The sequence below is a fragment of the Desulfatitalea alkaliphila genome, assembly GCF_022968795.1.
GTDB lineage: Bacteria > Desulfobacterota > Desulfobacteria > Desulfobacterales > Desulfosarcinaceae > Desulfatitalea > Desulfatitalea alkaliphila.
In genome coordinates this window covers 169,964-190,214 of sequence record NZ_JALJRB010000001.1, presented here as the reverse complement: position 1 = coordinate 190,214, position 20,251 = coordinate 169,964, and the positions used below count along the sequence as shown (strand labels likewise).

At 60.4% G+C, this 20,251-nt stretch carries 22 protein-coding genes; 11 read left to right on the top strand and 11 right to left on the bottom strand.

The window, feature by feature from the left end; genetic code table 11:
* Positions 1 to 160 precede the first annotated feature (160 nt).
* From MRX98_RS00785 to MRX98_RS00755, 7 genes are all read right to left on the bottom strand, one after another.
* A complete protein-coding gene (locus MRX98_RS00785) occupies positions 161 to 673 on the bottom strand; it encodes an RsbRD N-terminal domain-containing protein (protein ID WP_246902176.1) in 513 nt (170 codons plus the stop codon).
* Between the two features lie 194 nt (positions 674 to 867).
* A complete protein-coding gene (locus MRX98_RS00780) occupies positions 868 to 1,287 on the bottom strand; it encodes an iron-sulfur cluster assembly scaffold protein (protein WP_246902174.1) in 420 nt (139 codons plus the stop codon).
* A 146-nt stretch (positions 1,288 to 1,433) separates the two neighbouring features.
* Complete coding sequence (locus MRX98_RS00775) at positions 1,434 to 2,600, bottom strand: metallophosphoesterase (protein ID WP_246902173.1); 1,167 nt, start codon at positions 2,598 to 2,600, stop codon at positions 1,434 to 1,436.
* A gap of 198 nt (positions 2,601 to 2,798) precedes the next feature.
* Complete coding sequence (gene truD, locus MRX98_RS00770) at positions 2,799 to 3,875, bottom strand: tRNA pseudouridine(13) synthase TruD (protein ID WP_246902171.1); 1,077 nt, start codon at positions 3,873 to 3,875, stop codon at positions 2,799 to 2,801.
* 11 nt (positions 3,876 to 3,886) lie between these two features.
* Positions 3,887 to 4,648 carry a tryptophan synthase subunit alpha gene (gene trpA / locus MRX98_RS00765; protein WP_246902170.1) on the bottom strand — a complete coding sequence of 254 codons (762 nt, stop codon included), beginning with the start codon at positions 4,646 to 4,648 and terminating at the stop codon, positions 3,887 to 3,889.
* Positions 4,641 to 5,885 (bottom strand): tryptophan synthase subunit beta, encoded by a 1,245-nt coding sequence (gene trpB / locus MRX98_RS00760; RefSeq protein ID WP_246902168.1) that lies wholly within the window; start codon positions 5,883 to 5,885, stop codon positions 4,641 to 4,643. Before trpB ends, trpA begins: the two co-directional genes overlap by 8 nt.
* Entirely contained in the window at positions 5,878 to 6,606 is a 729-nt protein-coding gene (locus MRX98_RS00755; RefSeq protein ID WP_246902166.1) for a GntR family transcriptional regulator, read from the bottom strand. The genes trpB and MRX98_RS00755 overlap by 8 nt, the downstream gene beginning before the upstream one ends.
* Before the next feature lie 198 nt (positions 6,607 to 6,804).
* On the opposite strand from MRX98_RS00755, the gene MRX98_RS00750 reads away from it, so the two are divergent.
* Both MRX98_RS00750 and MRX98_RS00745 read left to right on the top strand, forming a co-directional pair.
* Positions 6,805 to 7,521 carry a hypothetical protein gene (locus tag MRX98_RS00750; protein ID WP_246902164.1) on the top strand — a complete coding sequence of 239 codons (717 nt, stop codon included), beginning with the start codon at positions 6,805 to 6,807 and terminating at the stop codon, positions 7,519 to 7,521.
* Positions 7,521 to 7,964: a PPC domain-containing DNA-binding protein gene (locus tag MRX98_RS00745; RefSeq protein WP_246902162.1), complete on the top strand. Its 444-nt coding sequence runs from the start codon at positions 7,521 to 7,523 to the stop codon at positions 7,962 to 7,964. The genes MRX98_RS00750 and MRX98_RS00745 overlap by 1 nt, the downstream gene beginning before the upstream one ends.
* A gap of 116 nt (positions 7,965 to 8,080) precedes the next feature.
* On the opposite strand, the gene MRX98_RS00740 is transcribed toward MRX98_RS00745, so the two are convergent.
* Entirely contained in the window at positions 8,081 to 8,650 is a 570-nt protein-coding gene (locus MRX98_RS00740) for a manganese efflux pump MntP (RefSeq protein WP_246902160.1), read from the bottom strand.
* Positions 8,651 to 8,852: 202 nt separating this feature from the next.
* Between MRX98_RS00740 and MRX98_RS00735 the strand changes: the two genes are divergently transcribed.
* The 5 genes from MRX98_RS00735 to MRX98_RS00715 all read left to right on the top strand — a co-directional run bounded on the left by MRX98_RS00735 (position 8,853) and on the right by MRX98_RS00715 (position 13,639).
* Complete coding sequence (locus MRX98_RS00735) at positions 8,853 to 9,116, top strand: hypothetical protein (RefSeq protein ID WP_246902158.1); 264 nt, start codon at positions 8,853 to 8,855, stop codon at positions 9,114 to 9,116.
* 167 nt (positions 9,117 to 9,283) lie between these two features.
* The gene (locus MRX98_RS00730) at positions 9,284 to 9,979 is read left to right on the top strand and encodes a response regulator transcription factor (protein WP_246902157.1); all 696 of its coding nucleotides are present in this window, start codon (positions 9,284 to 9,286) and stop codon (positions 9,977 to 9,979) included.
* Positions 9,976 to 11,745, top strand: coding sequence for an ATP-binding protein (locus MRX98_RS00725; protein WP_246902155.1), 1,770 nt, complete (start codon positions 9,976 to 9,978; stop codon positions 11,743 to 11,745). Before MRX98_RS00730 ends, MRX98_RS00725 begins: the two co-directional genes overlap by 4 nt.
* A gap of 243 nt (positions 11,746 to 11,988) precedes the next feature.
* Entirely contained in the window at positions 11,989 to 13,224 is a 1,236-nt protein-coding gene (locus tag MRX98_RS00720; protein ID WP_246902153.1) for a GAF and HD-GYP domain-containing protein, read from the top strand.
* 163 nt (positions 13,225 to 13,387) lie between these two features.
* The gene (locus MRX98_RS00715) at positions 13,388 to 13,639 is read left to right on the top strand and encodes a hypothetical protein (RefSeq protein WP_246902151.1); all 252 of its coding nucleotides are present in this window, start codon (positions 13,388 to 13,390) and stop codon (positions 13,637 to 13,639) included.
* Here the strand turns inward: MRX98_RS00715 and MRX98_RS00710 are convergent.
* Positions 13,633 to 14,943 carry a DNA polymerase IV gene (locus tag MRX98_RS00710; RefSeq protein WP_246902149.1) on the bottom strand — a complete coding sequence of 437 codons (1,311 nt, stop codon included), beginning with the start codon at positions 14,941 to 14,943 and terminating at the stop codon, positions 13,633 to 13,635. The genes MRX98_RS00715 and MRX98_RS00710 overlap by 7 nt on opposite strands.
* 90 nt (positions 14,944 to 15,033) lie before the next feature.
* Between MRX98_RS00710 and MRX98_RS00705 the strand changes: the two genes are divergently transcribed.
* Positions 15,034 to 16,560 (top strand): sigma 54-interacting transcriptional regulator, encoded by a 1,527-nt coding sequence (locus tag MRX98_RS00705; RefSeq protein WP_246902147.1) that lies wholly within the window; start codon positions 15,034 to 15,036, stop codon positions 16,558 to 16,560.
* Positions 16,561 to 16,596: 36 nt separating this feature from the next.
* Here the strand turns inward: MRX98_RS00705 and MRX98_RS00700 are convergent, their stop codons facing one another.
* Complete coding sequence (locus MRX98_RS00700; RefSeq protein ID WP_246902145.1) at positions 16,597 to 16,965, bottom strand: hypothetical protein; 369 nt, start codon at positions 16,963 to 16,965, stop codon at positions 16,597 to 16,599.
* Between the two features lie 248 nt (positions 16,966 to 17,213).
* On the opposite strand from MRX98_RS00700, the gene map reads away from it, so the two are divergent.
* Positions 17,214 to 18,104 (top strand): type I methionyl aminopeptidase, encoded by an 891-nt coding sequence (gene map / locus MRX98_RS00695; protein WP_343217714.1) that lies wholly within the window; start codon positions 17,214 to 17,216, stop codon positions 18,102 to 18,104.
* A gap of 29 nt (positions 18,105 to 18,133) precedes the next feature.
* Here the strand turns inward: map and MRX98_RS00690 are convergent, their stop codons facing one another.
* A complete protein-coding gene (locus MRX98_RS00690) occupies positions 18,134 to 18,448 on the bottom strand; it encodes a hypothetical protein (RefSeq protein WP_246902143.1) in 315 nt (104 codons plus the stop codon).
* A 324-nt stretch (positions 18,449 to 18,772) separates the two neighbouring features.
* Between MRX98_RS00690 and MRX98_RS00685 the strand changes: the two genes are divergently transcribed.
* Positions 18,773 to 19,081 (top strand): hypothetical protein, encoded by a 309-nt coding sequence (locus MRX98_RS00685; protein WP_246902142.1) that lies wholly within the window; start codon positions 18,773 to 18,775, stop codon positions 19,079 to 19,081.
* A 276-nt stretch (positions 19,082 to 19,357) separates the two neighbouring features.
* Positions 19,358 to 20,242, top strand: a complete 885-nt coding sequence (locus MRX98_RS00680; protein ID WP_246902140.1) for an exopolyphosphatase — start codon at positions 19,358 to 19,360, stop codon at positions 20,240 to 20,242.
* Positions 20,243 to 20,251: the final 9 nt, after the last annotated feature.

Here is a 20,251-nt window from a genome sequence, read left to right as displayed (position 1 = left end):
TCCATAAAAAAGGGTTGAATGTCGATCCGGTGGCCGGCAAGGAGTGGGGCGGGCGATAGCGGCGAGGGTGGCTTCACCGGGTTCGTGGCGGCCCCGGTATGCCCCGTCGACGGTTGTCGCCAAGCACGAGGGGGTGTGCAACCGCCATCGGGCATCGGCCCTACTCATCGTCAACCTCCTTTATCAAACCTGCTTTGGCAAACGCCTTATATGTGCGGTCCTTCATTTCGTTGGCTTTCAGCTCATACACTTTTTCGCGGCAGCCCATGAACAGATCGAAGGAGATCAGGGCCATTTCGTCGATGAGCCGGTCGAGCTGTTTCAGGTCGCCGATCCAGCGGGCGTCGTCGGGGGACTTCATCAAGCCGCGGATCACCTGTTTCAGGTCGAAGACGAAACCGGTGGCGCGAGCGGCTGAAAAGTCCTGAACGGCGCGGATGCGCATGATGGGGTCGAGGGCCGAGCGCGCGGTATCGGGATTCCAGTCGGCATCCAGCAGTGCGACCAGTGTGCCGAGCTGTTGGTGGGTGGTGCGACCCACAGGGTTGGCGAAAGGATCTTTCTGGCTGCGCAGAAAGCGTGCCGTTTCGGCGGGATAGGTGTCGACCACCCGTGCGAACCATTTATCGACGACAACGTCTTTGCGCAACGCCAATTGTGCCATCAAACCCATAAGATATGCTTCCAGAATGCAGGCAAGTGAGTGTCCGCGTGTGCCGCCGCGGCGGCATGCCGAAAGCCTTTGCAGCGCCCATCGGCGGCAAAAGCTTGTCCCCCACGCATCAAAGATGGTCCTATAGTCAAGATGGGTTTTCGTGTCAAGGACAAACGGCTGAAATGTGTAGGGCTTTGGCGGTGGCCACGGCCTTACCGATACACCTTTTTCCAGGGTGCTTGCCGGGTGCGGCGGGCATCGGCCAGGGCGAGGTAGAAGGCCCCCACGGCCAGTTCGGCGCAGTGGAAATGGTCATCCGGCAGGGTTTCCAGGTAGGTGGCCACATCCTCCGGCTTGATTTCCCAGGCTTGTTCCAGGGTTTTGCCTTCGGCCAGGGTGGCGATGGTGTTGGCGCAGGCATTGGTGTGAATGCAGCCGTCCAGCATGTAAGCCACATTGCTGATCCGGTCACCGTCGAGGAGTAGGTAAAACGCGACGGTGTCCTTGCAATCACCTGTCTTTTCGCCGAAGCCGTCCGGCCGGCGCAGGCGTTCCTGGCGGTCGGTGCGGAAGGCCATTTCGAGGAACTTGAGGGAGTGGGATTGCCAGATGTTTTCGGGGGGTGCTGCCATGTTGGTGTCCTTTAAAATATTGAACTGATATAAAAGTTTCAAGTTTTAAGTTGAGGTATTCTGCCGATTTGATTTGGGGTGGCAAAGACAACCCCGATCGGTCCGGTGGTTCCTAATGCCCGTATGAACCGACGTCACCTTTGCATTCATGGTACGGTTTCCGTGGTGGTTGCAGTCAGGTCGATGATGGTGATTTCGGGAGCCGCCCCGATACGGATGGGCGGGCCCCAGGTGCCTGTGCCCCGACTGACGTGCAGATGGTGTTGCGGTCCGATCCGGTGCACCCCGGCGGGGTGGGCGGAGAACCATCGGGCCAACAGTGTGAATGGGAAGATCTGCCCGGCATGGGTGTGCCCCGAAAGTTGTAGATCGAAGCGCCGGCCTTCGGATGAGCCGAGAGCGGGGCGATGCTTGAGCAGGATGGCGAATTGGTTGTCCCGCAACTCACTGAGCAGGCGGGCTTCCGCCATCTGGCCATGGCCGCTGTTGCCGGCCGGATCGTCGACCCCTGCCACCACCAGGGTGTCGTTCAGGGCAACGGCCGTGCCGCGCAGCGCCACGAAGCCGGCCGATTGGGTGAATTGCAGGGCGCCTTCAATGTCATTGTGAAATTCAAAGTTGCCCGTCACGGCGAATTTGCCCATGGGGGTCGGCAGTGCTTTGAGCTGGCCGGCCAAGGCGTGGGCATTCCACAGTGGGCCGTCCACCAGGTCGCCGGTGGATACCAGGAGGTCCGGTTGGGCGGTGCGTACGGCGGTCAGAACCGGTCCCAGTCGGCCGGGGTAGGTCATCGGTCCCAAGTGCAAATCGGCGAGATGAACGATGCGCAAGCGCTCCATGCCATGGGGCAATTTGGCCGTGGTCAGGGTGAAGTGATGGAGGGGTACCCGGTAAGCGGCCACGGCGCCGTAAATCATCAAAGCGCCGGCCAACATGGCCGTCAGAAAAACATTTTGCCGGCGGGCCAGCATCAGGTGGGTCCAGTCGGCGTTGAGCAACTGTTGCAGGGTCGCCATGGTCAGGTGATAGAGGTCGATGGGGATCGAGATGCAGGTGAACAGCAGCAGGTTTCCCATCCAAAGAAACCCGATCCAGTACATCAGCAGCGCCGATAGTTCATATCCCTGGTGATGCATCAGACGGGCTTGCACCGGGGCCGACATGAGAAAGAGCAGGACCAGCAGAAGCAGGATGTAGCTCCAACCCTCCACATAGAAAGAGCGGCGCAGCTTGATCAGCAGATACAGATGCAGCGCTCCGTAGATGCAGAGAAATACTGCTATCAACACCGCCCAGCGGCTCAAATCACCCATGCAAAACCCCTCCGACGCGATCCCCGATGGTGGCGCAGGACTCTTTGACCAACGCTATTTAACCGAAACCGGGTTTAAATGAAAGAGGGCGTCGGCGGTTGTTCAATGTACAAGGCAGCGGTTGTCCGATTTCAAGGAATTGTGAGCATCCAAAGATGGTTGCCGCCGTGACAGGGCGCGGCGATGCATGCCCCACCCCTAAGGCGTTCGCGTGAACTCCCGCAGCACCGTTGTGGCATAAGCGCCCGTCGGCAAGGTGAAGCGCAAACACAATCCTTCCGGATGGGGTTCAATCAAAAGATCGTCCAGGTAGAGCAGGGCACGCCGGCGGGAACCGGGGGCACGCAACTTTTTGAACAACTCGTGATCCGCCAGATCGTAATCCGCCAGCACTTGCTGTTCATACAGGGCCGCGGACGCGGCGGCGGGCATCATTTTGTGCCCGTAGATGGGACCGGTGTAGACGATGGCCCGACCGGCGAAGCGCTCGGAGGCCTCGGCGGCGTCGTCCACCACGAACAGGCCGCCGGTGTCGCACTTTTGGGCCACATCGCCCTGCAGGATGGCGGCGCCGTCTCCACGCCGGATGCGTTCGGCAAGCCAGACGTTGAACAAAGCGCTTTGCAGGACAGATACTTGAAAGGCGTTCTGTTTGCCCCTGGCCGGCCGTTGCCGCTGCACCAAGGCCATGGCCCGTTCCAGATTGCCCATGTCAATGCCGAAGCGCTGTTCGCCATAGAAGTTGGGCAGCCCGTCCCGGCGCAGCCGGTCGGCAATGGCCAGGGCCGGCGCCAGGGCGTGATCGGTCGTGACCCCGGACAGGACGATGCGAAAACGGTTGGCGGCCACATGGCCGGTTTTGATTTTGTTGCGATGCCTTGCAATGCTCAGCATCTCGAAAGGCAGGGCGGCCAGTCGGGCCTCGGCCGTCGCCAGGTCGGTACGCAGGGGCAGGGGGATGGAGAAGGTTTGGGTGGTGACGGCCTGCTTGTCCTTGCGGCCGCCCCAGCCGACCTCCCCGGGCCGCAGGCCGAACGGTTCGGCCAGGGTCGCCGCCACGTCGGTTGTGTTCCAGCCTTTGCGCCGCAGGGTGACGAACAGGTGTTCGCCTTCGCCGCAGGCGGCGTATGGCAGCAGCTCTGCCACTTCAAAGTGCTCAGGGATCGCTTTGATGGCGCCCCCTACGCCGGGGAGCCCGGCGGTGGCGTAAGGCAGCCGGGTCATGCACTGCCGGAAGCGTTCCGCGATGGATGGCGTATCCGCCGGAGGCGTCATCGAATTGCCCTTCAGCGCAACTGCGCGATGAACGATTGGACGGCGGACGGTCCTTGGGTTTCAACGATCCGCAGGGTCTGGGTGCCGATCACCGCAATATCCACCTTGCCGGTCAGAAAATCAATATCGGCCTTGTCTTTCACCCCGAAGCCCAGGGCCAGCGGAAGCTGTGTGGCGCGGCGGCAGCGGGCCAGATAGTCCTCCAGCGTCGCGGTAAAGTCGGTCTGTTGGCCGGTAACCCCCTTGCGTGCCACGCAGTAGACAAAACCCCGGGCATGGGCATTGATCTGCGCCATGCGCGCCGCGTCGGTGGTCGGGGCGTAAATGAAGATGGGGTCCAAGGCGTGGGCGTTCATGGCCTGCAAATAGTCCTGTCCCTCTTCGTGTGGCAGATCGGGCACGATGGCGCCGCGCAGTTGGCGCTGGGCCATGGTTTGGACGAATCTTTCCACCCCGTATTTGAACAAGATGTTGTAGTAGGTCATCAGTAGAAAGGGGATGTCGAAGGTGCGGGCCGCTTCCTCGGCAAGATCGAGGCAGGCCTGCACCGTCACCCCCCGCGCCAGCGCTTCCTGGTTCGCCTTCAGGATTACCGGGCCGTCGGCGATGGGTTCGGAAAAGGGGATCTGCAGCTCCATCAGCTCCACGCCCGCCGCCACCATGGCCTTGACCATTTCGAAGGAGGTTTCCAGGGAAGGGTAGCCGATCACAATGTGGGTCATCAGCAGGATCTTTTTGTTTTTCCGTTGTTCGCGGATATAGGCTTCAAGCATGGCTGCCCTCCTTTGCGGTGTAAACGGCGGCCTTGGCCCGGATGAACGCCTGCCACTGGGGATCGTCGAAGGCGTCGGCCACGGTGAAAATATCCTTGTCGCCCCGTCCCGACTGATTGATGATGATGATCTCGTCGGGCTTCATCCGGGGGGCCTCCGCGAAGGCCCGGGCGAAAGCGTGGGCCGATTCCAGGGCCGGAATCAATCCTTCCTGGCGCATGGTCAAGGCCATGGCGGCCACCACCTCATCGTCGGTGACCGCTTCGAAACGGGCGCGGCCGCTCTCTTTGAAATGGGCCAGGATGGGCGAAACCCCCACGTAGTCGAGGCCGGCGGCGATGCTGTGGGTTTCCCGCATCTGGCCGTCCCCGTTTTGCAGGAAAAAGGTCCTGTACCCCTGGGCCACCCCCACACTGGCATCCGCCGAACGCAGGCGCGAGGCGTGGCGACCGCTGTCCAGTCCCTCACCGCCGGCTTCCACCCCCACCAGTTCCACCGGATCTTCCAAGAAACCGGAAAACAACCCCAGTGCATTGGAGCCGCCGCCCACGCAGGCATATACCCTTTGCGGCAGACGTCCTTCGATTGCGAGGATCTGACGGCGGGCTTCATGGCCGATGATCGATTGAAAGTAGGTCACCATCTCCGGATACGGGTGGGGGCCGCAGGCGGTGCCCAGCACATAGTGCGTGGTGTCCATGTTGCCCACCCAATCGCGGAATGCCTCGTTGATGGCATCCTTGAGGATGCGGGTGCCGTTGCGCACCGGCACCACCTCGGCGCCCAGCCGTTCCATCCAGAACACATTGGGCCGCTGGCGCTCGACGTCCACTTCCCCCATATAGATGGTACAGGCCAAGCCGAAACGGGCCGCCATGGTGGCGGTGGCCACGCCGTGCTGCCCGGCGCCGGTTTCGGCGATCACCCGGCTTTTGCCCATGCGCTGCACCAGCAAACCCTGGCCCATCACGTTGTTGGCCTTGTGGGCGCCGGTGTGGTTCAGGTCCTCCCGCTTGATGTAGATGCGGGCGCCGCCGAAGTGGCGGGTCAGGTTGGCGGCAAAGGTCAGGGGTGTCGGTCGGCCGGCATACTCCGCCAACACCGCTTCGTAATGCGGCCGGAACAGGGGGTCGGCCTTGGCTGCGGCAAAGGCGGCCACCAGTTCGTCGAAGGTGGCGGCCAATATTTCGGGGACGAAGGCGCCGCCGAAGCGGTCATAGTAACCTCTCTCATGCATGGGAAACCTCTCCAATGAGTTGGGAAAAGACAAAGCGATCCGTCCGGCACCACATCTCGGAAAACACCCCGCAGGCGACACGGGCAAAGGCCAGTTCCCGGTGCACCACCAGCACCGGGGTGTCGGGCGTCGTTTCCAGTTGTTTGGCCGTCTCGCCTTCCGCATAACCGATGTGGAAGCTCTGGCGGCCGCCGGACGGTTTCAGGTAGTATCGTTCTTCGGCAATGGCCGATAGCGATCGGTCTCGCATATCGATGCGGTCGATGCCGGGGAACAGGTCGGCGTGCAGGTGGAGCGTTTCAATCAATACCGGTGCATCGGCCACGCGGGTCAACCGCGAAAACGCGTAGGCCGAGCCGCCGGCAAAGGGGTTGTGCCGCTCCTTCACAGGGCGCAGCGCCATGGGTTGCAGAATCAGGGTCTGTACGGCCAGTCCCTGCTTGCGAAAAGAGGCGGCGGTGCCGTCCAGGGAAAAAAGATCCACTTCCCGTCGCGGCGCGCACACAAAGGTGCCGGAGCCGCGCTTTCGCTTGAGCAACCCTTTGCGCACCAGCAAATCCAAGGCTTGGCGGATGGTCGGACGCCCGATGCCGTAATCGGCCGCCAATTGCGGCTCCGAAGGGATGCGGCCGCCCACCGGATAAACCCCCTCCCGGATCTGGGTCGTCAGCCGGTCGGCCAACTGGCGGTATAAGGGAAGGGGCGCATTCGGGTTGAGCATGGAGATCACCTCGCGGGATCATTCAGGGTTGCATCATGGTAACAGCACTCTCGCTCAAAGTTGTAAAGTTGTCAATACAAAAATCCTATCTGTTGGCAGGGGGTGGCGCTCATGATAGATAGTGGCCGACCGCAAGCGGTATCTTGCGACCTTCAGTAACCCTATCGGCTTCAATTTCAACGGCAGGAAGAGCTATTTATGTCATCCAACCTACCCGTGAAAGCTTTGCAGATCATCAACGACGGCTTTCGCTTCTTTCGGGACCATTTTTATCAGCTGGCCACTTTGTGCCTGCCCTTTTTGTTCGCCACCACTCTGTTCGATTTCGTGCTGGCCCGCAGTCTGCGGGAAAGCCCCATGGCCCTTTTCGCGCCGATGATGGTGAACCTGCTCATTTACCCGGTTTACACCGCCGCCTTGATTCACCTGATGGCCCGGCGCGCCAAGGGGGAGCGGCCGACCAACGGGGCGCTGCTGGCCGCGGCGATGCAACAGTGGGCGCCCCTGTTTTTGTTGAAAACCGTGCTGGTCGCCTTGATCGGCCTGGGGATCAGTCTGTTGATCATACCCGGCATTTGGCTGGGGGTGCGATTGGCCTTCGCCGAATTTTACCTGGTGTTGTTCGGCCAGCGTCCCGTCGATGCCATGCGCGTCAGTTTCATCCGCACCCGGCCCCACTTTTTCCTGATTCTGACTTTGCTGGCCACCACCTACGTACCCATCGTGCTGGCGGGTATCGGCAGCGACCAGCTGTTGCAAGGCCTGACCAACAACGATTTTTTCCGCGTACTGGTCAGCACGGCCTGGTCGTTTGTCGGTCTTCTGGTGAACATCGTGATGTTTCGTCTTTTCATGGAGGTCGTGGCATCCGATGACGGCTTGCGGTCGGCGGACGCCTTGCAAGGGGAGGGGTGATGAAGTTTTCCCAAGCGCGCCAAGGGCGTGTTTTCGTTTTGCGTCTGGAGGATGGGGAGATCGTTCACGAGGTGATCGAACAGTTCGCACGTGAACAGGCGGTCAAGGCCGCGGCGTTGCTGATTCTCGGCGGCGCGGATGACGGCAGCCGGTTGGTGGTGGGACCGCGTGAGGGGCGCGCGCTGCCCATCGAACCCATGGAGCACCTGTTGCAAGGCACCCATGAGGTGACCGGTACCGGCACCCTGTTTCCCGATGCACAAGGGGCACCCCTGCTGCACATGCACATGGCATGTGGACGGCAGGGAAAAAGTGTGACCGGATGCGTCCGCCAGGGGGTCAAGGTGTGGCACATCATGGAGGTGATCGTGTTCGAGTTGCTTGATACCACCGCCCGCCGCACACCGCAGCCGCCCATGGGATGGCCGTTTCTCGAGCCCTGATGGGGGCGTGTGCCGACAATCGGGATCCAAACGGCCGTAGGCCGGTCGGCGGAGCGGATCGGATCGCGCGAACGGGTCTCGGCGCCCTCTGAACTTCGCCGTCAGCCGTTGGCTGATCAGCCGAAAACCCCGTGCTGGCGCAGAATGTTCAGGCCGATGGTCAACAGCACCAGACCGCCGATGGCATCGGCGTAGCGGCGCACGAGGGTCGCCCGGGTCAGCCGTTTGCCCAGGTGCAGTCCAAGGGTGGTGAAGGCCGCGGCCACCAGGCCGATGAGCAGTGCCGGCGCCCAGATGTCCACTTCGATCAGTGACAGGCTCAATCCCACGGCCAGGGCGTCCAGGCTGGTGGCCAGGGAGAGCATGACCAGTGTCCAACCTTTGGTGGGATCCCGGGAGGGGGTGCCGTTGTCGCCACGGAAGGCATCCCGCAGCATGCCCTGGGCCACGAAAAGCAAGAGGCCAAAAGCCACCCAGTGATCGTAGCGGGCGATGGATTCCCGGATGGTCAGCCCCGCCACCCACCCGACAACGGGCATGGCGGCCTGGAAAAACCCGAAATGCCAGGCCAGGCGAAACGTTTGGCGCAAACTGACCCTGCCCAGTTTGATGCCCGCCGCGATGGCCACGGCAAACGCATCCATGGCCAAGGCCACGGCAAGGGCTGCTATGTTCAGCAGTGTCAAAACCGGTTTCCTGATCGTCTGTCTGTTGCCACATCTCCGGTTAGGGATTAAAATGCGACCACTGCGGGTCGCTTAAGACCCATCACCTTGCAACGGCGGGGGGCATCCGGAGAACACCATGACCGATGGCGCTGTCGCACCGTGCGCGGCATCGAAAACGGCATGCCTTGGGTGCCATACCCTAAATCAAAGGATGGATTCAATGGATAAATGGGAAGAGCAACTGTCCTGCGCAACGGCCTGTCATCGCTGCAACGCCGCCTTGGGCGTTTACGAAAAGCGGATTCTGTCCGTCTACGACCATCAACCCATCTGTCTGGCCTGTAAAAAACAAGAAGAGCAGCGGTCGGACTACGAAACGGTTTCGCGACAGATGATCGGCAGCTGCATGGCCGAAACCGAAACGTTGTATGGCGATCCGGGGGGCTACTGTTTTCACCATTTTTATCCCTTTGCCTGCAAATAGGCTCCCGGGCGGCGCGGCGGGCCTGCTCACACAAATCTAACCGTGCCCTAACGCAGCGCTAACCCGGGTGTGGTTTCAGTGTCCATCAAGCAAGGAGGATCGGCGGCGGCCTCACCCGGCGGGTATGGCCCCGACGCTTTTCAGACAAGTGCCTAAGGGGCCGGCGGATGGCTGACAAATCGATTCTGGTGGTGGACGACGAAGAGGATATCCTGGAGTTGGTGCGCTTTCACTTGGCTCGGGAAGGCTATGTCGTGCACTGTGCCGCCACCGGTGAGCAGGCCTGGCGGATCGTGCGGGAACAGCGTGTGGATCTGGCCATCGTCGACTTGATGCTGCCGGGCATTGACGGGTTGGCGTTGACCCGCCGTTTGAAGAACGACCCGAAGACGGCGTTTATTCCGGTGGTCATGCTCACCGCCAAGGGTGAAGAGGTGGATGTGGTCACCGGACTCGAACTGGGCGCCGACGACTATGTGACCAAGCCGTTCAGCCCCAGGGTGCTGTTGGCCCGTTTGCGTGCCGTCTTCCGCCGCCACACCGGCCCGGCGCCCGCCGCCCGGGAGGTGATCCAAATCGGCGCCATGATCATCGATGTGGACCGTCGACGGCTGACCATCGATGGGAAAGCGATCGATTTGACCTACACCGAATTCCAGGTGCTGGCATTCCTGGCCGGTCGGCCGGGATGGGTTTTCACCCGTGCCCAGATCGTGGATGCGGTCCACGGCGATGATTATCCCGTCACCGACCGCAGTGTGGATGTGCAAATCGTGGGGCTGCGCAAAAAATTGGGCGCCGAAGGCCATTTGATCGAAACGGTGCGCGGGGTGGGCTATCGTTTCAAGGAGTCGGGCCCATGATGCGCCGCCGCCTTGTCTGGCAGATTTACCCCGCCTACTTAATTCTTCTTCTTTTGGTGCTGCTGGCCACGGGGTGGTATGCCTCCCGCGTCATGTACCGTTTCCACCTGGATCGGGTGCAGCAGGAGTTGCTGCATCAAACCCGCTTGCTCATCCCCCGTCTCGAGCCCCTGCTCACACCGTTGCAAGCAGCCGCTTTGGATGACCTGTGCAAGTGGGTCGGTCGCAGCGTGCCCAGCCGCATCACGGTGGTGTTGCCCGATGGCAAGGTGGCGGCCGATTCCGAGGCCGATCCGGCCGCCATGGAGAATCACGGTCGCCGTCCCGAAATCGTCCAGGCCCTTGGCGGGGCGGTGGGAACGGACCTGCGGTTCAGCGAAACCATTGACCGTCACATGATGTACCTGGCGGTGCCCGTGGGAACGGGCACCCCGGTCGGCGTTGCCCGGGTGGCCATGGCCCTGACCGAGATCCAGGAATCGTTGCGCGCCTTGCAAATACGTTTTTTCCAGGGGGGGCTGGCCATCGCCGCATTGGCTTCCCTGATCTGTTTTTGGATTTCGCGACGCATCAGTCGCCCCATCGAGGAGATGCGCCGGGGCGCGGATCGATTTGCCGCCGGCGATCTGTCCCATCGTCTGGTGCCTCCCGACACGGTTGAAATGGCGAGTTTGGCGCGGGCGATGAACCAGATGGCCGCGGAGCTGGAAAAACGCATTCAGAGTGTCATTCGCCAACGCAATGAAACCGAGGCGGTGCTGGCCAGCATGATGGAAGGGGTGCTGGCCCTGGATCAAAGGGAGGCTATTTTGCACCTCAATGATGCGGCCGTGCGGCTGCTCAACGAACCGGCCGAAGCCCTGCAGGGGCGCAGCATCCAGGAGGTGGTGCGCAACCGGGAGCTGCACCGGATGGTGCGCGAGACCCTGGACGGCAAAGAAAGTGCGGTACAGGACATCGTTCTTTACCAAGCTTCCGAGCGGGTCCTGGCGACCCGCTGCACCCCTTTGATGGACGCTGCCGGTCAGCGCATGGGCGCCTTGCTGGTGCTCAACGACGTGACCCAATTGCGCCGCCTGGAAACCATGCGCAGCGATTTTGCGGCCAACGTCAGTCACGAGATCAAAACACCCCTGACCGCCATCCAGGGCTTCGTCGAGACCCTGGCCCAGGATGCGGTGGACGATCCCCGGGAGGCGCAGCGCTTTTTGGAGATCATCCTCAAACATGTACGCCGTCTGGTGACCATCATCGACGATTTGATGCAGTTGGCCTGCCTGGAGGGCGGCGGCCGGATGGACGGGGAGCGCTTGCGGCCGGCACCCGTGCGGCAACTTTTGGAAACGGTGATCGACCTGTGCCGCCGGCAGGCCGAGGAGAAGGCCATTCGCGTGGTGGTGGATTGCCCGGAGGGGGTGAAAGCCTTTGTGGATCGCCCCCTGATGGAGCAGGCGCTGTTCAATCTGCTCGACAATGCCATCAAATACAGCCCGGCCGACAGTGTCGTGACGGTCTCCGCGGCACCGGCCGAGCAGCAGGTGCGTATTTGCTTCCAGGATCAGGGCCTCGGCATCCCGCGGCACCATTTGCCGCGGCTGTTCGAGCGCTTCTACCGGGTGGACAAGGCCCGCAGCCGCCAAATGGGGGGGACCGGACTGGGTCTGGCCATCGTCAAACACATCGTGCAGGCCCACGGGGGCCAAGTCGATGTGGAGAGCCGGGAGGGTGCGGGCAGTATCTTCACCATTCGCCTTCCAAATCCTTGACCATATCACAACGGTCTGATATAACCCGCAATATAAAATGATTCGATGGACACCGCGAACCCGCCCGGGGGACTTCGGGAGGTGTTCGGTACCATCCGGCAAGCTGCGCAAACCGGCAAAGGACGGCATGCGGTCATGGCGTTCGGGCGGCCCACGCCCACTTTCAATGGGCTGCCCGTGCCAGAGCGGATGCGGACGCGATCACACATCTCCGGGGGAGATCCCCTGAAACGGTCCGGCGGCATGCTTACCGAACAGGAGAAATTGGATAGCCTCACGCGGTTGGGGATCGAGTTGAGCCAGATCAGCGATCTGGACATCCTCATGGAGCGTGTGCTGACCCGGGCGCGGCAATTTGCCAACGCCGATGCCGGTTCCATCTACATCCGCGAAAACGAGTGGCTGCGATTCGCCTACACCCAGAACGAAACCCTGTCGCAAAAACTGCCCCGCGGCGAGAAGCTGATCTATTCCACCTTCAAGGTCCCCATCGACACCCGAAGCATTGCCGGATATGTAGCGGCCACCGGGCGTGCCTTGAACATCGCGGATGTCTATCGACTTGCGCCCACCCTGCCCTACCATTTCGACCGGCAATTCGACGCGGCCACGGGCTACACCACACGATCCGTGCTGACCCTGCCCCTGGAAAACAGCGGCCGCTCCCTTCTCGGTATTCTGCAGATCATCAATGCCCGTTCCGACAGCGGGGCCATAGTGCCTTTCACCGAAGCGGACGAGCGCGTCATGCACCACTTCGCGGCGGTGGCCGCGGTGGCTCTGGAACGGGCGCAAATGACCCGTGCCCTGATTTTGCGCATGATTCGCATGGCGGAGATGCGCGATCCCGGAGAGACCGGTCTGCACGTCAACCGGGTGGCGGCCTACGCCGTGGAGATTTACGAGCAGTGGGCGCGGCAGCATCATGTGGAGGAGCAGGTGGTCGAAAAGTCCCGGGACGTGCTGCGCATGGCGGCCATGTTGCATGACGTGGGCAAGGTGGCCACTTCCGATCTGATTCTGAAAAAGCCGGCCCGCCTCAGCGATGACGAGTATGAGATGATGAAGCAGCATACCCTCCACGGTGCCCGGTTGTTCATGCAGCAACAGTCCGATTTCGACGAGGCCGCCGGCATCGTGGCCTTGAATCACCACGAACGTTGGGACGGCAGCGGTTATCCGGGACACGTCGATTATCGCACCGGCCGGTCCCTGCCTGGCTTCGAAGGACCCGACGGCCGGCCCCGGGGCAAACGGGGCCGGGAGATTCCCCTGTTCGGTCGCATCGTCGCCCTGGCCGACGTATTCGATGCGCTGAGCAGTAAACGCACTTATAAAGAGGTGTGGGACGAGCAAAAGATTTTGGCCCAAATCGAACAAGGCGCCGGCAGCCAGTTCGACCCTGAGCTGGTGGCGATTTTTCTAAACCGTTTTCCTATCCTGCAAGCCATCCGCCGACGCTACAGCGATGAGGTGTGAGGCCATGGGGGGTGGCAACGACCATGAGCAAGAAAGGAGATGCAAATCATTTCGCCCGTCCGATCGGCCAGTACACGAGATAGTTGAAGCGCCCCGCTTGCAAAACGGCCAAGCTGCGTTAACTTTACTCACTTTATTCGAAAGTCATCGAAGAGGTTGAGCAATGAGCAGAGATATCAAAGCCATCAAAAAAGATATATTGGATCAGTTTCGGGCCATGGAAGGTGAGGAAAATGACATCATCCCGGAAAATTGGTTGGTCGAGGAGTATCTGCCTTTTCTGAACAGTTATGAGAAAAAAGATTTTGAGAAAGCCATCAAACAGTTGGCCGCCAAAGGGTTCCTCAAATATGAGATGAAAGGGACCGTCCCCCGGCTCAAGCTGACGGAGAAAGGGGCCAACCTGATTCATTGATCGGGGCCGGTGTCGCTGCCGGTCCGGCCCTTCTTTCCTGCGGCGTTGCCGGCGCGCCCCCCTGCGTCCCCGGTCGGTGAGAACCGTTCCGTACGTTTTTCTACTTGCCGCTGTGCCGCCCGTTGACTTCCTTCTTTCAACCTATTCAAAGTGCCCCGACCGACGGCTTGCCGACCGTATTTGGCCGATATGGCATCGATGGCGCGGTCCAAAACTTCCCATCGGCGGGGCGTCGGGGTCTCGGGTTCGCCGAACAGGGGTTGTTGCACCGGTAGGCTGTCCGGTTGCAGCCCGCCGGCGCCCACGCCCACCAAACGCACCGGCTGTGTCAATGCAAAAGCGTCGAGCAGGGCAACGGCGATTCGATAAATGTCTTCGGAGGAGCGGACCGCACGGTCCAAAGTGCGACTGCGCGAGTGGCGTTTGAAATCACCGGTTTTCAGGATGAGGGTGATGGTGCGTGCGCCGACACGGTGTTGCCGGAGTTGCCTTGCCACCGTCTCGCTTTGGGCCAGCAACCGGGCGGCCAGCACCGAACGTTCCGCCGTGTTGCGTTCCAGGGTGGTTTCGCTGCTCACCGATTTGGGCTCGCTTTCCGCTTTGACCGGCGTTTCATCCCGGCCTTGGGACAATGCCAGCAGCCGGTGGCCGTAGACCCCCAGCCGCCGAACCAGCAGCGAAGCCGGCAGGCCGGCCACCTGGCCCAGCCGTTCCACCCCCAGGGCGGCCAACTGCTCCCTGGCCCGCTGTCCCACACCCGGCACCTTTTCGATGGGCAGGTCACGAATGAAGTCCTGCACCTGCTCGGGTGCAATGACGGTGAGTCCGTCCGGCTTGTCCATTTCCGAAGCGATCTTGGCCAAAAACTTGTTGGGGGCGGCCCCCACTGAGCAGGTCAATCCGGTGCTTTCCCGGATGCGCGCTTTGATCGCCCGCGCCGTTTCCAGGACCGGCCCGTGCAAGCGGCCACAGCCGGTGATGTCCAGATAGGCTTCGTCGATGGAGACCGGTTCCACAAGGGGTGTGAAGGTGCGCAACAGCTCCATGATGCGACGGGACAGTTGGGCATAGCGTGCCCGCCGGGGGGAAACAATTACCAGCCGGGGGCACTTGCGTTTGGCCTGGAAGATGGGCATGGCCGAATGAATCCCGAAACGGCGGGCTTCATAACTGGCCGCCGCTACCACGCCCCGGTGGGTGCCCCCCACCACCACGCATCGGCCGCGCAAAGCGGGGTTGTCCAATTGCTCTACGGAAGCGAAGAAGGCGTCCATGTCCACATGGAGGAGGGTGGGGGTTGCCATGGGTTACAAAATTGTGATATTGGCACTCATTCGAATCAATTTCGTCCATCGTGCGACCAATCAGGATAACCATACACAACGGACAAGCCCATGAAACGCATTGAAGAGATCACGCTGTTGTACGAAATCAGCCAGGCCCTCAACGAGCACCTGGAACTGAAAAACTCCCTATATAAGGTTCTGGATATCCTGTCCAGCTCCATGAACATGGTGCGGGGCACCGTCTCCATCCTCGATCCGCTCAGCGGCGAAATCAGCATCGAGGTGGCCCACAACATCTCCCTGAGCACCATCGAACGGGTCAAGTACAAATTGGGCGAGGGGATCACCGGCCGGGTCATCGAAACCGGCAAGGCGGTGACCATCCCCAAGATCAGCGAGGAACCCCTTTTCCTGGATCGTACCGCCACCCGCAAAAAAAGCAAGGATTTCGAAGAGCTCTCATTTATCTGCGTGCCCATCAAGAAGGGCAATCATGTAATCGGCGCTCTGAGCGTGGACCGCCCCCACGATGAAAGCTACTCGCTGAAAGATGGGCAGAAGTTGATGGCGGTGGTGGCCACCATGATCGCCCAGCACGTGATCAACCTGGAAACCATCCGGCGCGAAAAAGAGCAGTTGCGGGCGGAAAACCGTCGTTTACGGGATGAATTGGAAAACAAGTACCGCATTACCAATATCGTCGGCAACAGCAACAAGATGCGCGAAGTGTTCCAGATGATCTCCCAGGTGTGCAAAAGCAACGCCACGGTGCTGATTCGGGGGGAGAGCGGTACCGGCAAGGAGTTGGTGGCCAATTCGGTCCACTACAACAGCCACCGGGCCAAAGGACCTTTTGTCAAAGTCAATTGCGCCGCCATTCCGGCCAATCTGATCGAAAGCGAGCTGTTCGGCCACGAAAAGGGGGCCTTCACCGGCGCCATCAAACAGAAGCTGGGCAAGTTCGAGTTGGCCCACAAGGGCACCATATTTTTGGACGAGATCGGTTCCATCGGGTTGGACGTGCAGGCCAATCTGCTGCGGGTGCTGCAAGAGAAGGAGTTCGAGCGGGTGGGCGGCCAGAAAACCATAAAGGTCGACGTGCGCATCATCGCCGCCACCAACAAGAACCTGGAAATTGCCGTCGAGGACGGCACTTTCCGGGGCGACCTGTACTATCGCCTCAATGTGTTCCCCATTTACATGCCCCCGCTGCGGGAGCGCAAAACCGATATCCTGCTGCTGTCCGACTATTTCCTGGAAAAATACAGCAAAGAGAACGGCAAGCACATCAAGCGATTTTCGACCCCGGCCATCGACATGCTGATGGACTACCATTGGCCGGGCAATGTGCGGGAGTTGGAAAACTGCATCGAACGCTCGGTGCTGCTCTGCGACGGCGGTGTGATCCATAGTTACCACCTGCCGCCCACCCTGCAGACCGGCCAGGAATCGGGCACCTTGCCGGAACTGTCCCTGGAGGAGGCGGTGGCCAATTTGGAGCGGGAGATGATCATCGATGCCCTGAAAAACACCCGGGGCAATGTGAGCGCCGCGGCCCAGGTGCTCAAGACGACGGTGCGCAAGTTCGCCTACAAGGCCAAGCGGTACGCCGTTCACTACAGCCAGTTCCGCTGAGGCCCTGCGCTGTGGCGGCGCTTGCCGGCGGCCGGTTCAGGGCCGGTAGGGTTTGCCGCACTCCTTGCAACGGCCGTCCGATCCGATCACGCCGATGCAGCTCTCGTCGCTGCACAAGGTGCGCCGTTGCCACTCGTCGTTCTCATCGTCATCCGCGTCGTCCACCGCATCGGCGCCGTGGTCCGTCCGCGGCGTTTCGTCCGCTGCCGTTGTTTCGGGCGGTACCGGATCTTGCGGTTCTTCCGAAACGTTGCGCGGCGTCGGCAACTCGCCTTCGTACACCAATCCGCACTCCTTGCAGCGGCCATCGGGGCCGATGACGCCGATGCACGCCTCGTCGGGGCACAACACCCTGTTTTCCCACTCTTCGTTCGAACCGTCCGGCGGTAATGAATTGTCGCTCATGGCCGTATTCCGACTCCCTTTCATTTCAATCGTTACCCCTTTTCATACCCGAAGGGTCCTTGGGTTGCAAACAAAGATCGAATTGCCTTGCATTCGATCCCGATTCCGATCCCGATTTCGATAGCGATTTCGATTCGGGTCTGTCCATATCGCTTGTGTCGCCCATTGACACCTGCAGGATATCATTATAGTTTGTTGGATACCGTTGCAGGGGGCAACGGATCGTCAAGTGCTTTGGAGAACTCACCGTGCGGTTGAATCGACCGGAAAGAGGCGGGAAAATTGGACGGAACGATCCATGCCCATGCGGCAGCGGGAAAAAGTTCAAAAAGTGCTGCCTGGCCAAAGAGCCGTCGATGACGCCTCGCATCCATCCCCAGAAGCCCAAGATTCGGCTCAAAACACCCGTGGACGTGGCCGGCATCCGCCGCGCCGGAGATCTTGTGCTGGCCACCCTGGACATGGTGGAAGCCCGTATCGCGCCCGGTATCACCACCGAGGCGATCAACGATTGGGTGCACCAGTTCACCGTCGAACACGCCGGCACACCCGCCCCCCTGAACTACCGCGGCTTTCCCAAGAGCACCTGCGTATCGGTGAACGAAGAGATTTGTCACGGAATACCCGGACCGCGGCGGCTGCGGGACGGAGATATCGTCAATGTCGATGTCACCACCATCTTGAACGGGTATTATGCCGACGCCAACAAGACCTTTTTCGTCGGCACCCCGGGAGACGACGCCCGCAAGATCGTCGCGGTCGCGCGCCAAAGCCTCAAAGAGGGGATCGCCATGGTGCGACCGGGCAATTGCGTGGGGGACATCGGTTGGGTTATCCAGACCTATGCCGAGGGGCAGGGATGTTCAGTGGTACGGGATTTTGTCGGGCACGGCGTGGGTTTCGATTTCCATGAACCGCCCCAGATTCCCCACTACGGTCAACGCGGCGATGGGATTCGCCTCGTGCCGGGCATGGTGTTCACCATTGAACCCATGATCAATCTGGGGGGTTACGAGTTGCTGGTGCTGGAAGATCAATGGACCGCCGTGACCAAAGATCGCTCTTTGTCGGCCCAATTCGAACAGACCTTGCTGGTGACGGAAAACGGTTGCGAGAGCCTGACGCCTTTTCCCCTTTAGAACTCGCGCATGAGCGAGCCCCCATCCGTTCAATAATCGTTCAAGTCGTCGTCATCGACTGCGTCATCGTCGTCGTCATCGTCATCCTCATCCTTTTCGGCCTCTTCCAACGCATCCAGCATCTCGGCCCGCAGGCGCATGCGTTGTTCCTGCACCTTTTGCAGACGTTGGGTCTGGTTGTAGGCGTCGATGACGATCCGGGCCAGTTTGTCGCCACCGAGCTTGAAAAACAGCAAGATGGCTTCAAGTCGCTGGGGATCGTTGCGCAGTTCCGGCGACATGTAGGGCATCAAACGCTGCAGGCTTTGGCGGGTTTCGGGGGGTATTGTCGGTTTTAACTCCATGACAGGCTCCTTCACAGAACGGCGTTCCGAATTGGGGGGTCAGTATAGTCAGGCCGACATAAAAGTAAAGTGCAATCTGGTGCATCGCAGCCATGGGATCGATCTGCCGCGTTTTTCGGCCATGTTGACACCACGCATCCATTTGCCTATAAGCCCTTGTTGCAAGTGCGCTTTAAAATGATCACCGTTGGTTGTGCGCTATACCACAGCGGTTTTGGGGACACCCAAACAAGTCGGCCGGAATGCAAACGGCGATTGCGCGAAAATGCGGATGCGATCCGCAAGGCGTGCCGTCCGGGCGGACACTGATGGAGGAGGATTGTAATGGCAAATGGCATCGCGGAAACCACCTGGGTCTATGTGGTGATACAAGATCCGGGGCGTGAGGAAAAAATTTTGGGGCAATACGACGACGCTGCGGACATCACCTTCATTCCCTTTTTCAAGGATCGCGACACCGGGCAACAGGCCGTGCTGCACTTGGCCAAAACACCGGGGCGACCCCTTGAAATCCAGGCCATCATCTTTGAAGATCTGGTGCGCTATGCAACCCGGGAAGGGCACCTCTTGTTTCTACTGGATGCAAGCGGCCGGATCGAGACCAAAATGACCCCTCAAGGCAAGGCGTTGTAGGACGCCGAAACTCCCCCACCGGGAATCGGCCGGCCAACCCTTCCACATCCATGGGCCGCATCCATGGGCGCCCCGCCGATATATACCGCTGGAGCGCATGGCAAAGTGGGCGGCCACCCACCGTGTCATACCCCCACGATATTGCATTTCCAGGCCCTGACTGATATTTTGCCGATAGATATGCGTCCGCTGAACAATTTTTGCCACAGTGAGTGTTGATGTTGGATATTGTCCATTCGGGTGAAGAGGCAAAACGGCTTGGCCGGGCAGGAGACCATGGTTGAACGAATCGTGACACGACCCGATTTCGATGGTGTGGTGTGTGCCGTGCTGCTCAAAGAGGCGCTGGACGGCGCGTTGCCGGTGCTGTGGGTGCAGCCCGCCGACATGCAATCCGGCAAAGTACCCTTGACACCGCACGATGTAGTGGCCAATCTGCCTCTAAAAGGAGAGGTCGCCCTTTGGTTCGATCACCATGTGTCCAACGTCGTTCAGACCGAGTACAAGGGCATTTATCGCCTTGCCCCATCCGCCGCCGGCTTGGTGCAGGAATATTACCGGGATGTGCTCGGGGATCGCTTTGAAGCGTTGGTGCAACAGGCCGACCGTATCGATGCGGCCCAGTTGCATTTGGACGAAATTTTGCATCCCGAGCGTTTTCCCTACGTGCTGTTGTCCATGACCATCACCTTTCGAAATGCGTCGGATGCCGACTATTGCGATCATCTGGTGGCGTTGCTGCGCAAGGCGCCCATCGCGCAGGTGATGGCCGATCCGAGGGTGCGGCGACGGTGCGAGGCGACCATCGTCCAAAACAGGGTTTACGAGGAGGTGCTCAAGCGGCATACGGTCCTGCGGGATCACGTATCCATCACCGATCTGCGTGAATTGTCGCCGGTACCGGACGGCAACCGCTTTCTGGTATACTCCCTGTTTCCTGCGGCGGTGGTGAACATTAAGTTGTATGAGGATGGCCCCTACACCATGATCAAGCTCGGCCACAGTATTCTGAATCGGGGGTGTCGGGTCAACGTGGGGCGGCTGCTCAGTCAATTCGGGGGTGGCGGCCATCGAGGCGCAGGGGCGTGTCGTGTCGACCGCCACCGGGCCGAACCGATCATTGAAGCGATCATTGCGGTGTTGCTGCGCAACGCGCCGTAAAGGAGGTGC